The following is a 14,851-nucleotide window of genomic DNA, read 5'->3' as shown; positions in this document are numbered from 1 at the left end:
CAATCCCCATAATACTGGTCCTATCAATAGGATTGCAAAAAATACTTGAACTATATTCATTTCTAAGATTTATTTTTTAATTGCAGGCAACGTTTTGAATAAGGGGACGTAGGCTGATTTTGAAAAATCTAACCTTCGAAACCCCACTAAGCCGAAGCTTTTGATTTGGTTATATATTTATACTTTTCACTAGCCGAAGCAAAAGCTTCGGCGAACTTATTAAAAGAGCAGCTCGCCCAAATTTATTCTGACAGCCTATGCCCTTTATTTATTGTTGGCCATAGTACTTTATTGTTCCTTTATACGTTCTAACTTATCAATCAACTTTAAAGACTCTGTTTTCACTAATTCGTCTCTTCTTACAGGATTAAATAAACTAGGATTTCTCATCATAATTACCATTGATGCCATTTCCAATGTGTCCAATTCCTCTAAGGTCTTTTGATAAAAATATAACGACGCATCCTCTACTCCTTTGTTGTCATATACAAATTCATAGTTTCTTGCAAGCCAATTCAAACATTCATATTGATTAGTTAACCCCTCAAGCTTCCAAGTCAAAGAAAATTCATAAAATAAATAATCTCGTCTTTGTTTTTTTCTGTCTCTGTTTTCTCTGATTCTTACTCCAACATATTTAGCAACATTCTGACTTGGAGGTGTCGAAAATTGACTCTCAAAGGACTTATTAAGTTCAAATAAATTTTTCAACAAATATTTCTTGTGATTATTGTTAAGAGAAATACTATTGTCGACACTATACAATTCATAAAAATACACAGGTAGAGGTTTTTCTTTCTTTATGGTCTCAGATAAATCAAGAATTGTCCTTTCCGACGTGAATGATTTCCAGCTACTTTTCACATGAAAATAACTATAAATTAAAACAAGTGTCAAAACTATAAGTACACTTACAGATATTTTAAATACTAACTTCAATTGTGCTATTTTGTATTATGGCCAACTCTTCTGTATCTGCATGTGCATTGCCGATATATCCAATTTGTCACTTGTTAATTATTTATTCTAAATTAAATATTTTAGGACAAAAGCCTATCAATAGGACTTTTAATTTGCTCAATATGCTTATTGCTGACATAGGTGTAAATCTCAGTTGTTGTACTTGAATTGTGACCTAAAAGCTCTTGTATATAACGAAGATCGGTACCTGACTCTAGTAAATGTGTGGCAAAACTATGACGTAAAGAATGAACACCACCTCGCTTAGGCACTCCACTCTTCTTAATAGCATTAAATAAGATACGGCTAATGCTGGTTGTGGAGTACTGACCTCCAAACTGACCTTCAAAGAGTAGTTTATCAGGTTTATATTCTTTATAATACTGCCTAAGCAGTTCTAGTGTATATTGACCTATGATGGTATATCTATCTTTTTTTCCTTTAGCACCCAAAATCCGCATACGCATTCGCTTTGAATCTATGTCTTCAATGCGCAACTTCAGCACTTCTCCAATTCGCAGACCACTACCATAAATAACAGACAGTATAGTTTTGTGCTTTATGTTTTCAATACTATTCAGTATACGTTCGATTTCCTCTTGGCTCCATACCTTAGGCAACACTTTGCCAACCTTGGGTCGAATAACTTCTTCAAGCTGCATTTCACGTTTTAGGTAGCCCTTGAAATATAGCTTTATCGCATTCACACTTTGATTAATGGTCTGTTCTGAGTAGTTCTTTTCTCCTATCATTTTTTTGTGGTAGTCATTAATCACATCTGAATCAAAGGCATTTATTTGTGTCAAACTATTTTGTCGATAACAATTGAGTAACCGGAGTACATAGTAATAATATGTATTGATGGTGTTATAGCTATAGGCTTTCAACTGCATAAATTTGATAAACTCTATCGGACAACTCTTGAAGTATAGGTTTTTATGGTATGCCTGCTCAAATAGTAGTTGCATTATTCTATAATCTGCAATTGTTAATTCATTATGCAGTTTTACCCTTAACTGACTTGTTACTTCTTCCAGAAATCGTATAATGACACTTTTGTTTGGTGGCAATACAAAAGCTCTTACCTGCTTGTTCCAATTGGCCGACTGGCAATCGCTGAGTACTTTAAATACATCTTTATTGCTTTTAAAGCTAATAACAATACACCGATGAAATTCAGTTTTGTAAGGCACAAGGGTTACGGACCCTAGTTTGTCTATTTTTTCTAAAACACCTGTAAAGTAGTGTGTATCTCCAATAACAACCTGCTCAACATTCTCTTTTAATCTGGCATGATAATAAGAATGGTTTACCTCTGCAATATCTTCAAAAACATCAATCAGGTGGCCGATCGTCTTTTGATTTGAAGGGGCTGCAAATGCATTGAACTCTGAATTCCATTTTATCCATCCATTCTGTCTTATTCGCTTCAGGATGGTATCATTTTGCTTAAAATACAATACACACAGATTACTTTGCTGGCTTTCGCGATGGTTCAAATAGATGACAGGAAGGGCTTTCATTTTTTCTTGACAAGAACGTAAAAAACCAATAAATTATCAGTCTAATAAACGAATAGAAATGAAAGTAAACGTTTAATAAAACCTTAACAGATAAGAAGATGAATACATGCCTATTTTGCAACAATGGATTGAAAGGCAGAATTGATAAAAAATTCTGCAATACTCAATGTAAGAGTGCCTACCATAATCAGTCTACATCTTCCATTGAAACATACATTCGCAATATTAATAAGCAACTCAGGGCTAATCGAAGTGCTCTTAGAACCGCCTGTCCTCAGGGAAAAGCAACCGTTCGCAAAGAGTTTCTCATAAAACTAGGCATGGATTTTAAACATCTAACGCACTCCTGGAAAAGCAAAGGAGGTAATCTATATTACTTTTGTTATGATTATGGCTATACGCCAGCACTTGAGGCGGGTAAAGTTGTCATTGTTCAGAAACAAGATTATATGAATGATTAACCCATATATTTCAATATCAAACCCTATAGCTTCGCCTGCTCAGTCACAGCCTGAGAGTATTATCTTTTTTTATTACAGCTTTGAAGATACTTAATTAGGAAAATATTCTATTGCTTTTTCTAAAAATTATGACAAATGATTTAAAAAAAATGAAAGCTATCGTCGCCTATAAGGTTATAGAATATTTCACATTTGATAATCAATCACAACCTAAACGTTAGAAGCCAAATAGTGTAGCCTACTAATTACCTGTCGAATGTATTTTTTTTTAAATTACCCAATGTGTAATAGTAGCTTCTAATTTTCCTTATGGTAAGATACAATTGCCTATAATTTAAAACTTTTTACTTCTTTATTCACCTCATAAATTCGCAAATCATTCACATTAGAAAGGGCTTCTCTTGCATCAATACGATTGCGTTTATTTCTAAACCACTTTTGATATCGTTCAATTGCGCACCATTTGCAACCGCATCTCAGAGAGTGATTTTTGCTAAGGGCATTTGTTGAAGCATATTTCCAATCAAATGCGTCCCAAAGTTTCTTGCGTTTTTTGGCGTAGTCTCTGTCTTTTTGTGTTCTCATTTCATTTGGGTTGTTGCTTATCAATTCGATTAACCAACTCTATGATTTCATCTGGTGCTGAGGGAATATCGACTACATTTTTGTTTTCATCAAACAACACTCTGCAGTATGGGCAGTAATACCAATCTGAGGCAAACCAACGTTTAATGATGGTGTCATTATGAATGCCATTTTCATTTTTTGTGCATGTTATTTCAAAATCTCGTTCTCTCATTCAGCTTCAGGTTCATCATCATTATTATTCTTAAGCCACTCTTCTACATTTACTTCCAATGTATTTCGCTCCTCTTTAGGCATTTCTTCACATTCAAGTTTCTGCAGTACTAGCTCTTTTTCAAATTCAGTTACACTTTCTTCTTTATAACCCACGAAGGTCATTTCCCATAAGATATGCGCAAGAGTGTCTAGTTTTCCGTAATTGGCGAAAGCCTCCTCTGAAACCTCCATTCCAAGCCATTTAGGCCAAGGAGTGACCATTAACGAATAAGTCATTCCCTTTTGTTCCTCATTTTTAGGAATCGTGTAACGTGCATTTACATGAGCATACTCCATTTCATCCCAATCCTCCTTTGTTGGAGTAACAAGTATTGTCATCCCATATTTGATAGGTTGTAGTGACTTTAACTTAGTATAAGCCTCCTTAAATCCCTCCATACTATCTTTCTGATCTGAATATAGTTTAAGAAGTCGTTTTTCAAGTTCAGGCCATTCAAAATGAGTAGTTAAATCTTTAAGTGTCATTATCTTTTTTTTGAAACATTCTTTTCATCCTGATATTTCTTTAGCCCAGATTCTAATCCAGTGTCATCTTTAGGCCATTCTCGTCCTACATCTTCACCTGTGAAAATTTCTTCATGAAGGTTTTCATCGGTAATTCCTTCCAGAAGTTTATCGAGTTTATACTTTTTCTTTGGCATAGCAAACATGTATTTTCAACTAAATATTCCGTATTCTATTCTATTTAATATTGCATCAACATTCTTTATATTCAGTTCTGTTAGTAGCAGGTCAATCGGCTTAGAGCTAAGTGCTATATTGGGTTTATGAAGCCAACAAGAGAACTTCTGCTTATCGATAAAGGTTGATATTCCTTTAATAACAATACCATTAACCAACATTGCCCGTTCAAGGCACTTGGCTGGTACCCTTTGCTGTTCATTCAGGTATCGATATAATGAAGACGAACTAATATGAAGAATTTTAGCATATTCTTTTCTGGTTATTCCAACAGAAAATACAGTTTCCTATTTTATTCTAAAATCTTTCATATTAAATGGTTACTCTAAGTAAAGATACTAAAAGGGAGGCCGTTGCCTCCCGGAAAACCAAAAAGTTGAAGGCAATAACCTTCATGATATTTTTAAACGACCATTAGCGAATTCCCTAAAAGTCCTGTCTGATAATACTCTGCTACTTACTAGAACTTAGTTATTTCATAAACAATGAAGTTCGCCTGCTTGTAGCCTAAATTGTTGTTTATGAAGACTTCTCCTGTTAAGGTGACTTTGTCTCCTTTTTTCAGGTTCTTAACAACGTTAGTAGACTCATTTTTCTTTTTAATAAAAAAGAAATCACCTGTTTCTCCCCCAAAACCATTCTTCAAAGGCTCTCCATCTATTTCTTTACATCTGAAAGGCATGTATCCTACTTTGAATTTATTTGGCTTTCTCATATTAGCCATTCCAAATCCGAAAAATTCAGCATCAATTGTGACTGTCTTACCTTCAAAATCCTTTCCTAATTCAATGTTTAAAATTTTTGAGTAGTCTTCTTTTGCTGTTTGAGCAATGGTTGAACTACAAACAAATACAATCGAAATTAATAATAATACCTTTTTCATAATCTTTGAGTTATATAAATTTAAATGTGTGTAAGTATCAATTACGATAATGGTGATTATAAATAATCTTGAGAAGGTGCTTTTTCAAAACCACTATCACCAATCTTTAATACTGAATCGAAATAATACTGTGATATTTTTGATTGCCGACAATATGGATGACGATTGTAATTATCAATTACTTCCTCATTTTCTTCTTTATAGGCAATATGTTTCAGACAATATTTTAATACTGTACTTGCTGCATATGCCCGATTCTCTGTTTTGGCATATTCTGTAGCAGCCTTTTTCACAGAGCGCCAAATGACATTGTATATTTGTGCGACAGAATAATCTTCAAGTAAAGGATACAGAACCTGGTCGGTATTTTCATCCTGATATCCATAGAATCCACATTCATGCATCTGGTTTTCGAAAATTTCACTTACTTCTGCAAATGCTATCTTTTTCCATAAATCCAATCGTTCCTGCATCGTACTTTCGAGTTGATTCACAGGTTCCTGTAATGCTTTCACCAGACCTTTATCAATCTCAATATTTACCTGGTCAACACCATTATTAATGAAATTCAAGCGATTCATTATTTCGTTCTGCAATGCTGGTAATGGGTAGAACTTCATCTTCTTGATTTGCCAGCTTGGAACTGATCCGGTATTCGCAGATTTACAATTAGCAGCTATTGCCCCGATGAATACCTTTGATTCAAAATCTAAATTTAAAAATCGCTCTTGGGTAATAAGCTGAAAAGGCAGTGTATCACCTCGGTATATTACCGGTTGTAAATTGAGTTTCTTTATCTGTGCTTCTTTTAGCGCCCTTTCTGTATGAATCGTTTCTGCATCATATTCTGAATACATGTACGTTTGGCACTTAGGACAAAAAGGAATGGATAGCTCTCCTCTTCCTTTAGGTTTTTCCCATGAGTAAACCAGGCAATCAGGACATACATAATCCTTGCAAACAGATGATGGAAGATGGTTCTTGAAATCACCAATATAGATTTCCTCAAGGTTATATTGCTGAATGATATCCGATATCTTAACCTTATTTTGATGATACAAGGCTAAAACTTCATTTACTTGCTCATCACTAAGACCGGATAAGTATCCGGAAATTCCTGATGGTTCGATGGTTTTGTATTCTTCCATAGGCTTGTTCTTTTCAACACCCATGAAAACAAGGTGGGTGTGAACCTCCACTATATTTAGCCTCAGAAGGCACCGCCAAGCACCAGAGTACACCAAATAAGCGAAAGGAACACACCCATATAAGGTGCGTTCACTTCCTGACTTCTCGTACTCTTTAAAATTGGCGGTTTTTCTGAGGAGAAGCGTCAGTAACGCAATTATTTATTCTATTATGTCAGTTCAAAAATAGTAAAATCGACTCAACTATTAATGTTGATTAGCTATTTTAGCCTAATCATATACATTAAATATTGCTTTACCCTTATGTCCATTCAATATTGCTCTGACATACATCTTGAGTTTGCTCAAAATAGCTTGTTCCTGCACAAGAATCCGATAAAACCGGTTGGTGATATATTGATTCTGGCTGGAGATGTTACCTATTGGGGCAAAAAGCACTTTAAGCATTCGTTCTTTGATTACGTTTCGGAGCATTTCAAAGCAGTGTATTACGTTCCTGGTAATCATGAATTCTATTCAGGAAAGGATCTACGAATATTAGACAAACCCATATTTGAGGGCATAAGGGAGAATGTGTTTCTGGTTAACAATCAAGTTATATCTATTGAAGATATTGACTTCTTCTTTACAGTACTTTGGTCGAACATTCCGGAATCTAAATCATTAAGAGTTGAGCATGGCGTGGGTGATTTTCACCAGATTAAGTATCGTGGCAATCGACTGAACTATAAAATCTTTAATCAGCTTCATGAAGACAGTTTATCGTTTCTGAAAAAAGCCATACCTGCTTCCAAGGCACAAAAGAAGGTGGTTGCAACGCATCATATTCCAACTCAAATATGTAATCCAGAGTGTTATCGCAATTCAGATATCAACTCGGCCTTTGTTTCTGAGCAATATTCATTGATACATGATTGGGATGTTGATTATTGGATTTATGGGCATCACCATGCCAATATGCCGGAGACTAATATTAATGACACTAAATTAGTGACTAACCAGTTGGGCTATGTTGATTGGGGTGAGCATCATAGTAATAGGCATGCAGCTTGGTTTACAGTTTAATTAGAGCAAGTTTTTTTATACTAGCAAAATCGATTCATTTGAGGTTTCAACGTTGATATTAATGCTGACAATGCCATCTATACCATCACTACCATTAGAGCCATCTCTGCCATCTAAACCATTAGGGATGGTAAAGCCATTAATACCATCTCATAGTCAAATAAAGGCTTCTTATAAACCCTTTACCCCACTTCCCCACATATCAACTTCGGCAAGATGGAATCATCTAATTTTTATCTTCAAATATTTTTATTGAAGCACAAAATTGACCGGTACGGTATAACTAACTTTAACCGGTTCTCCATCTATCTTACCAGGCTTCCATTTAGGCATGACTGCAATAACCCTTAAGCTTTCGTTCATTAGTATTGGTGGTGCAGGCATAGCCGGTTTAATGTCAATGATATCACCAGTTTCATCAACGACATAGGTGATGTAACATCTTCCCTGAACGCCATGTTGTTGCGCTCCTATTGGGTATCGTACATTTGTGGCAATAAATCGTCTAAGCCCCATTTCTCCACCTGGATATTCAGGCATTTCTTCTACAACCTCAAACAATGAATCCTTATGCACTTCAATATTTGCATTGATAAACTTTTTCGTTCCATCAAAAGCTATGTGAAACAGTGAATCCCCTTTATAAGCTCTGAAGTGCATATCCTCTTTCAGGATGGAGGTATAAAGCGCATCACCAATTAGCTGTCCTTCTTTTGTTACCAATCCTTTTATCATTGGAGAAGGGCCATAAATGACGGTATCTGGATTAAGACCTTTGACAATGCCATGCTCTTCTTCAAAAGAATAAGCCAAATCAAATTGAGGCTTTACAATAAATTGCCCGCTCTTATTGATATAGCCATATTTTCCATCTTTAGCAGCGTAGGTAATTCCATTAATGAATGGTCCGGCATCGTAATATTGGTAGTCAATCACCATCTGTCCGATAGAGTCGATATAACCAAACTCAAGGTCTTTCTCCACTACGGCCAAACCTTCACTAAAGGATGAAGCAAAAGTGAAAGGATCGCACTTTACTTTTTTTCCATTAGGATGTACCAGGTAGTATTTACCTTTCTTGAATTTGAAGTGATAAGTGTTATCTGATGTTTGGGCAACTGCACTAATAATGAATATACAAAGTAAACTTAGTAAGAGGTGTTTTTTCATTTGAAGGTTAGAATCTTATTTCGTTTCAATAATTTGACTGTTAAATATAGCTATTTAGTTGGTATCTGCCATACTTAATGGTGATGCCATCACTACCAGCAGTGCCATCATTGATGGTAATGCCATTAAACACAAATCATTAAAAGACTCATAAAGAAAAAACAATAGCTGTAAACCAATAACGAACATATATTCAGATAGATAATAAAAAGGTTTACAGGTTTACTGTATGATTATAAGATATTATTTATAGGTAGAATGGGAATAAAAAATAACCATACAAGATTACCCTGTATGGTTATCGTCAATCTGAATATGCTGCCTAACTACTGTTTTTGATGCTTTTTAGCGTATTGCTTTTCTGCTTGCTTCATATCGGAATAAGTGCTAACGTATTCGTTCAACGCTTGGGTTATGATATCAGAAATGCTTTCGCGTTCAAAAAAAGCTATAATCTTTGTTTTTTCCAATAATTGAGAGTCAAGGTAATAGGTGGCTTTTGTTGTTTTAGCTTGTTTTTTATCTTTATCAGCTTTTTTTTCTGATTCGATATTTTTTTTTGAGCCTTGAAGCAATAAGTCCAAGCCTCCAGTAAAACTCTTTTTTGTCATTGTAATAGTTTTTCAAGGATTTCATTGGTTAAATTCATATAATCAATCGCGCCATTTGATTGTGGTGCATAATCAAATATAGATTTACCAGAGCTTGGTGCCTCAGCTAAACTTATGTTTTCACGAATAACTGTTCTAAAAAGCTTATCCCCAAAATGAGCTTTGATTACACTCGCTGTATCCTGATGTAAAATTTTGCGTGAGTTGAATTGGCTCAATAACACCCCAAGAAGGGATAGCCTGGGATTCAATCGTCTCTGCACTTTATCTGCTATTTCCACCAACTTACTCATTCCTGCAACACTTAAATGATTAGGAAGAACAGGACAAATATAGCTATCAGATGCTGTTAAAGCATTTAGAGTCAACAAACCAAGAGATGGAGAGCAATCAATTAAGATGACATCGACTTGCTTGAGTGGTTGCAGAGCCTCTTTCAACAAAAACTCTGTACCTGGTTCTGATGACATTTCTAAATCGAATGCTGCCAAATCGTTTGATGCAGGAAGTAGATAAAGGTTATCTGTAACATTGATGATATCAAGGTCACATTGGCCCTTTAAAACTGAATAAGCGTTTATTTCAGCCTCTAAAACACCTAATGATGCTGAAGCATTGCATTGTTGATCTAGATCACAGACTAGTACTTTAAGGCCCTTTCGGGCCATTGCCGAAGCAACAGAAATACAGGATGTTGTTTTAGTAACACCACCTTTTTGGTTGATAAAACTGATGATTTTCGCTTTTCCCATAGTATTAAAATTTAGGTCCTTTATATTTTTTCTTCTTTTTCTTAGGCTTTAGCTCTTCTTTATAAGCTGAGCTTGAATTCCCATTATTAATATCACCCATAATGGTTTCATTCAACAGAGACGATAGTGTTTTGATTATTGGAGATGATTGAGTTTCTTGGTTTTCTTTTTGAGTATTAATATTCTTCACCTGCTTCTCTTTAGAAAGCGCAATAACCGTTTCATTAGCATCCCCTTTACTTTCTTTTGTCGCCAAATACTTATTAAATTCACCTAATGCCCGATATATTTTACCGTTGAGTTGATTTTGCTGTTCAACCCGAAACAACTTCTCTAAATCCAGCTTCTTGTCATCTGGTAGTTTATTATTGATTATTTTTCCAAATCTCATGAAACGATCTTTTTTCAATGAGTCTGGTAGTTTGCCGTATGGTGCACTAACAAACCGAGCATACTCAATAATAAAAGGTGTCAAATCCTGATTTGGCTGAAAGTCATTTTTAAGCCTGTAATTCATATTGAGCAAAGCTTTATATACATCACCGTTAAAGTTTCGTTTTTGTGCCTCATTCAATATTTGATTATTATCGATTAATACAGCTCCTTCGCTACTATCTCTCTGACCATGTTGCATGTAATTCATTAATGCAGTCAGTTTCTTTTGTTTTTCAACACTGCTTAGGTAATTATATTTTAGCTGCGACTGCTCTTTGTCGGTGTCTTGTTTTATAGAGTACATACGTTTAGTGATATCTTTTCCTGGACTCATATTATTCATATGGCGATACGTCTGTTCCAATGGCCGGTTATAATGAAACATGGTGTCAAACAGGATCTCTGTTTGCTCTTTTAAATTATCACGAGAAAAACCACCGATCACCGCTCCGCTTGTTGTGTTGATATGGGCTGTCAGCGGCGAAAGTTTGTGTTTGTCATCAGTAGATTTCCTTCCTGTTACAAAGTGAAAATGAAGGTTATTTCCTGGTTTTTTATCACCGGATTTTACCTTCCCAGAAACCACTTCTCGATCTGAACCTTTGTAAAAACGATCTGATTCTAGTTTCAAATAGAATCTAATATCCGATGCTAATAATCTTTTATTAAAGTTCTGAGGGTATACATTTTCAATGAATTGCTTGCCAAACTCCTTTAATTTCATGATGTCATTATCAATAAATGACAATTCCTCTTGAGAAAAACTTATGGAACCAGTGTAATATCGAAAATCATTCTTTCCAAGTCCTTTTTGACTTTCGATATCCTCAATGATTCGATAGTCTGGAATATAATCTTCAAGCTCATTAAACCAGAACTCTTTATCAATCCCGCTATCAAGGTCCTGTTTCTTCATATAATTTAAGAATCCATTAGGCGAGGTTTTATTGGCATCTGTTGGGGTATCAAATTTAATGTACGGCATAAGCTACCCTCCTAATATTTGATTAAACTTGTGTACAATAGCATTAAACTGATTAACTTCCTCTTGTTTGAACTGCCCTAAAGTATTCCGATTTTCTAGTGATGAATAGAAATGTTCTATCAATTGTTTAAGCAGAACCAACATATGATTTCCCATATTAATCTCACTAGGTAACTTGTCTACTTTCTCATCAAGTGAGTATATATGAGAAGGCAATACACTGAGTTTTTCATTCAAGCTATTAAACTGCCTTTCATTGGATTTTCGGGTGATCTCAGTAGTTTCAAGAAGAACAGACATTATATCGATAAGCTTCCTAAAATATGGCATAGTTACCTGATCTTCCAATCTACTTTGAAGCCGGCGATTTACAATCGTCATTTCATCGAGCAACGGTGTCATGTGTTTTTCTTCATGGGTACGAATAAATAGAATGACCTGATCAACTCTCTTGGATAAAGTTTTGATTTCTTCTCGCGGAGAAAATATCTTATCCGCCGGGTTAATGCCAGTCTTTTTAAAATAGGCAATGGAGTGGTTTATAAAATCAACTTGTTTCAAGTTATGGCGTTTTGCCAAGGCTCGTAAAGATTTTAGCTCCGCCTTACCAATATTTGTGGTCGTCAATGTAGTATTCATTTTAATATAGCTTAGTATTAGTTAAACATCTATTTGTTAGAGACTTAATGTTCAATATAATATCCCGCTTGGCAACAGATAATATATATTGAAACAATTATTTAGCTAGATGACAATACTTTACGAACGTAAAGCCTTCTTAAGATTAACAGGTTTACTGTTACCGCTTGCCATTAGTCCCTCCCTCTGCTAATTGTATTTCGTAGTACTCTTTGCTATTGCGTTTGATATCTTTACCTTTCTTACTAGGATTAAAAAGAAGGCCTTTTAATTCGCAATATTGTTTTAGAGATTCTTTGATAATTCTTGTACTCATATTTCTTCTTTCGTATTCAGATAATGAAGCAATAAATGGCTTGTCAAAGTCAGGCCTATAAATATTTTGACCTACAAACAAATCCTCATTCTCCTCTGCCCATTCCAGAAAGGCTTCATTAATAGATGCTCTAATCTGATTTCTCTTTAGATTTTGTTTTGGTGCTTCTACAAGTCCAAATTGAAAGTAGGCTTTCACACATTGCGCCATGAGGTTATAGAATCGATTTCTTTGCTGATAAGACCATGTTTTAGAAAAGAAATCTTGACCAAAATCATTTATTGGCTGGTGATTTAGGTTGTAATAATCTGAGAATATTACAAAATGCGCACGACGGTCATGGGCTTTACCTTTACTAAGCATGGAAAAATTAGTTGTTATAAAGAATTTCACCGAATGCTCTTGATCCATAACAACTACATCCTTAAACTTTTTATTGATATCAATCCTCCCGGTAATCCAGGTATAGAGTAATCCGAAGTCAAAACTTTTTCCGGCATCGTCAAAGAAAACCAACTTGGTTCTATATTCAACACCACCTAACAAATGTCTATCGTCTAGCAGATTCTTTTGCCTTGCCCCGCGATAATAAGTAGGTAACATTTGAATAAGAGCATCACCATAAACTGATTTTCCAGTCCCTCCTTGCTCTTCATGCTTATTTCTTTCAACAAAATCAGTCGCTATAACACCTTTCCTTTGGCTACCTTCTCTAGCGGTATGAAGTAAGTAACCTAAACTCGTAATTTTATTAAGAAAATGAAGTGAAATTTCATTCTTCTCATCTTCAATGATCTCTGTTTCTTCTTTCTCCCAATAAACATTTGAGGTGTTATAAATAAAATCAAGAAAATCGCAATATCCTTTTTGATAATCAAGATGGTAGGTACCTTTGGAGTTCTTTGATATTTTGAAATAATCCGGTTCTAGAACTGGATACCAATCTATTAATTGGCAATCCCAGATATATGAATGAAAATCTTTATAGTCAAGCTCCGTCACTTGCTCCTTATTGATGCTCCAAATTTTACCAAGAAAGAAAAAGTACTCTTTTTTAAACTCCCCCTTAAATTCTGGCAATTCACGCTTTAGAGGTAAATTGGAAAGAGTATATGGATTAAAATAATAATTGGTTCCTCGCATAAGCTTCTCTAATTCAGATCGCTTGCCTTGCAATTTCATTTCATTAACAACCAAATCCTTCAACTCATTCGGTGATATCTTATAAATCACAGCGTCTTCTACTCTAACAAATTGCTCTTTGTCTCCTATCCTGTATTTATATACATAAATTGCATTTAACGACTCAAGCAAACTCAACAAACTCACGTTTAGCCGTTCTTTCTTGTCCACATAAACCAAATTATCAACATTCACCTTAATATTAGCTGATGATTTTGCTAAGTCAATTAGTTCATCAAACTGTTTGCGAGAATAATACCTGAAATATTCAGACACATCTTTAGAGGAGTTACCTCGAAAGTCTTTATGATTCTTAAGCTCTTCTGGCAATACAATCTTTAAAATAAACGGGTATTTGTTAATAATTTTATTAGCATTCTTTTTTCCACTTTCATCAATATCATACAAAACATAAAGGGTTTTACACTTCGACTTTAATAAACTTATTTGCTCATCTGTGATTCTCACTGTTTCGCTGTTAAAAGCAACTGCATGGTAACCTTTCGCTGCTAGCGAGACTACATCTTTTTCACCTGATGTAATAATTATGGTATCACAATAAAAAGGAAGTTGCTTGAATCCAAAGATGAAATCTCTCAACCGTGGACCAACTTGAAAGAACCTGTCTTTCTTTTCAAAAGGTCTGTTAACCTTACACCATTTACTTTCACCACTACTAAAAGGTCCATATAGGAATAAAAAATATCTCTTCTTTGATTTTAGTTTCCCATAACTTTCAAGCGAATGAATATCATATTGCTTTAATAATTGAGAAGTAATTCTATCACCAAAGTACTCTAGTTCATCATTGGAAAATTTCTTAAGAACTAAATCTTTATCCCCAACATGAAGTTTATTAGCTTTTTGTATTGAGTTACGAGTTGATGATTTCATTAGGGATAAATCTTCTGCAAGCCTCTTGATAGCCGTTGGAAAATCAACATTGTGTTGTTTCATATAGTAATCAATCGCATTCCTCTCGATACCATCATCACCAAAATCAGTAAGATAATAAACGCCCAATTTATTCCTTAGAGAAGCACTCTCATCTTTATCATCATCAGGAGGTCGAACTCTAAACTTCTTATTAAGATTATCTGGTATATTGGGGCAAAGGTTTTTGAATATATCAAGGCCACCATCAGTTGCAGATAAGATTTCGGACTTTAAATCACGCAT

Annotated in this window: 17 protein-coding genes; 2 read left to right on the top strand and 15 right to left on the bottom strand. The window is 34.8% G+C overall.

The window, feature by feature from the left end; translation table 11 throughout:
* Positions 1-288: 288 nt before the first annotated feature.
* Together JIV24_RS15425 and JIV24_RS15420 are read right to left on the bottom strand one after the other, a co-directional pair.
* Entirely contained in the window at positions 289-939 is a 651-nt protein-coding gene (locus JIV24_RS15425) for a transglycosylase domain-containing protein (RefSeq protein ID WP_200465963.1), read from the bottom strand.
* 101 nt (positions 940-1,040) lie between these two features.
* Complete coding sequence (locus JIV24_RS15420) at positions 1,041-2,483, bottom strand: tyrosine-type recombinase/integrase (RefSeq protein ID WP_200465962.1); 1,443 nt, start codon at positions 2,481-2,483, stop codon at positions 1,041-1,043.
* Between the two features lie 98 nt (positions 2,484-2,581).
* On the opposite strand from JIV24_RS15420, the gene JIV24_RS15415 reads away from it, so the two are divergent.
* The gene (locus tag JIV24_RS15415) at positions 2,582-2,944 is read left to right on the top strand and encodes a hypothetical protein (RefSeq protein ID WP_200465961.1); all 363 of its coding nucleotides are present in this window, start codon (positions 2,582-2,584) and stop codon (positions 2,942-2,944) included.
* Positions 2,945-3,271: 327 nt separating this feature from the next.
* Here the strand turns inward: JIV24_RS15415 and JIV24_RS15410 are convergent, their stop codons facing one another.
* The 7 genes from JIV24_RS15410 to JIV24_RS15380 all read right to left on the bottom strand — a co-directional run bounded on the left by JIV24_RS15410 (position 3,272) and on the right by JIV24_RS15380 (position 6,517).
* A complete protein-coding gene (locus JIV24_RS15410; RefSeq protein ID WP_200465960.1) occupies positions 3,272-3,529 on the bottom strand; it encodes a hypothetical protein in 258 nt (85 codons plus the stop codon).
* 1 nt (position 3,530) lies between these two features.
* A complete protein-coding gene (locus JIV24_RS15405) occupies positions 3,531-3,743 on the bottom strand; it encodes a hypothetical protein (RefSeq protein ID WP_200465959.1) in 213 nt (70 codons plus the stop codon).
* On the bottom strand, positions 3,740-4,270 hold the full coding sequence (locus tag JIV24_RS15400) for a DUF6557 family protein (protein WP_200465958.1): 531 nt from the start codon (positions 4,268-4,270) through the stop codon (positions 3,740-3,742). The genes JIV24_RS15405 and JIV24_RS15400 overlap by 4 nt, the downstream gene beginning before the upstream one ends.
* Positions 4,270-4,446, bottom strand: a complete 177-nt coding sequence (locus tag JIV24_RS15395) for a hypothetical protein (protein ID WP_200465957.1) — start codon at positions 4,444-4,446, stop codon at positions 4,270-4,272. The genes JIV24_RS15400 and JIV24_RS15395 overlap by 1 nt, the downstream gene beginning before the upstream one ends.
* A 15-nt stretch (positions 4,447-4,461) precedes the next feature.
* On the bottom strand, positions 4,462-4,647 hold the full coding sequence (locus tag JIV24_RS22875) for an antitoxin Xre/MbcA/ParS toxin-binding domain-containing protein (protein ID WP_200465956.1): 186 nt from the start codon (positions 4,645-4,647) through the stop codon (positions 4,462-4,464).
* A gap of 299 nt (positions 4,648-4,946) precedes the next feature.
* The gene (locus JIV24_RS15385; protein WP_200465955.1) at positions 4,947-5,369 is read right to left on the bottom strand and encodes a hypothetical protein; all 423 of its coding nucleotides are present in this window, start codon (positions 5,367-5,369) and stop codon (positions 4,947-4,949) included.
* Between the two features lie 56 nt (positions 5,370-5,425).
* The gene (locus tag JIV24_RS15380) at positions 5,426-6,517 is read right to left on the bottom strand and encodes a hypothetical protein (RefSeq protein ID WP_200465954.1); all 1,092 of its coding nucleotides are present in this window, start codon (positions 6,515-6,517) and stop codon (positions 5,426-5,428) included.
* 303 nt (positions 6,518-6,820) lie between these two features.
* Between JIV24_RS15380 and JIV24_RS15375 the strand changes: the two genes are divergently transcribed.
* Positions 6,821-7,582: a metallophosphoesterase gene (locus tag JIV24_RS15375; RefSeq protein WP_200465953.1), complete on the top strand. Its 762-nt coding sequence runs from the start codon at positions 6,821-6,823 to the stop codon at positions 7,580-7,582.
* Positions 7,583-7,831: 249 nt separating this feature from the next.
* Here the strand turns inward: JIV24_RS15375 and JIV24_RS15370 are convergent, their stop codons facing one another.
* The 6 genes from JIV24_RS15370 to JIV24_RS15345 all read right to left on the bottom strand — a co-directional run bounded on the left by JIV24_RS15370 (position 7,832) and on the right by JIV24_RS15345 (position 14,851).
* Positions 7,832-8,752 carry a WG repeat-containing protein gene (locus JIV24_RS15370; RefSeq protein ID WP_200465952.1) on the bottom strand — a complete coding sequence of 307 codons (921 nt, stop codon included), beginning with the start codon at positions 8,750-8,752 and terminating at the stop codon, positions 7,832-7,834.
* 326 nt (positions 8,753-9,078) lie between these two features.
* Entirely contained in the window at positions 9,079-9,363 is a 285-nt protein-coding gene (locus tag JIV24_RS15365; protein ID WP_200465951.1) for a hypothetical protein, read from the bottom strand.
* Complete coding sequence (locus tag JIV24_RS15360; RefSeq protein ID WP_200465950.1) at positions 9,360-10,115, bottom strand: ParA family protein; 756 nt, start codon at positions 10,113-10,115, stop codon at positions 9,360-9,362. Before JIV24_RS15360 ends, JIV24_RS15365 begins: the two co-directional genes overlap by 4 nt.
* Before the next feature lie 4 nt (positions 10,116-10,119).
* Positions 10,120-11,535 carry a DUF5712 family protein gene (locus tag JIV24_RS15355; RefSeq protein ID WP_200465949.1) on the bottom strand — a complete coding sequence of 472 codons (1,416 nt, stop codon included), beginning with the start codon at positions 11,533-11,535 and terminating at the stop codon, positions 10,120-10,122.
* Between the two features lie 3 nt (positions 11,536-11,538).
* Positions 11,539-12,174, bottom strand: coding sequence for a BfmA/BtgA family mobilization protein (locus JIV24_RS15350; protein ID WP_200465948.1), 636 nt, complete (start codon positions 12,172-12,174; stop codon positions 11,539-11,541).
* A 160-nt stretch (positions 12,175-12,334) separates the two neighbouring features.
* Positions 12,335-14,851, bottom strand: coding sequence for a toprim domain-containing protein (locus tag JIV24_RS15345; RefSeq protein WP_200465947.1), 2,517 nt, complete (start codon positions 14,849-14,851; stop codon positions 12,335-12,337).

The sequence above is a fragment of the Carboxylicivirga marina genome, from assembly GCF_016612505.1.
In the GTDB taxonomy this organism is placed as follows: Bacteria; Bacteroidota; Bacteroidia; order Bacteroidales; family Marinilabiliaceae; genus Carboxylicivirga; species Carboxylicivirga marina.
The sequence above is the reverse complement of the archived record's forward strand: the minus strand, read 5'-3'. Positions and strand labels throughout refer to the sequence as shown.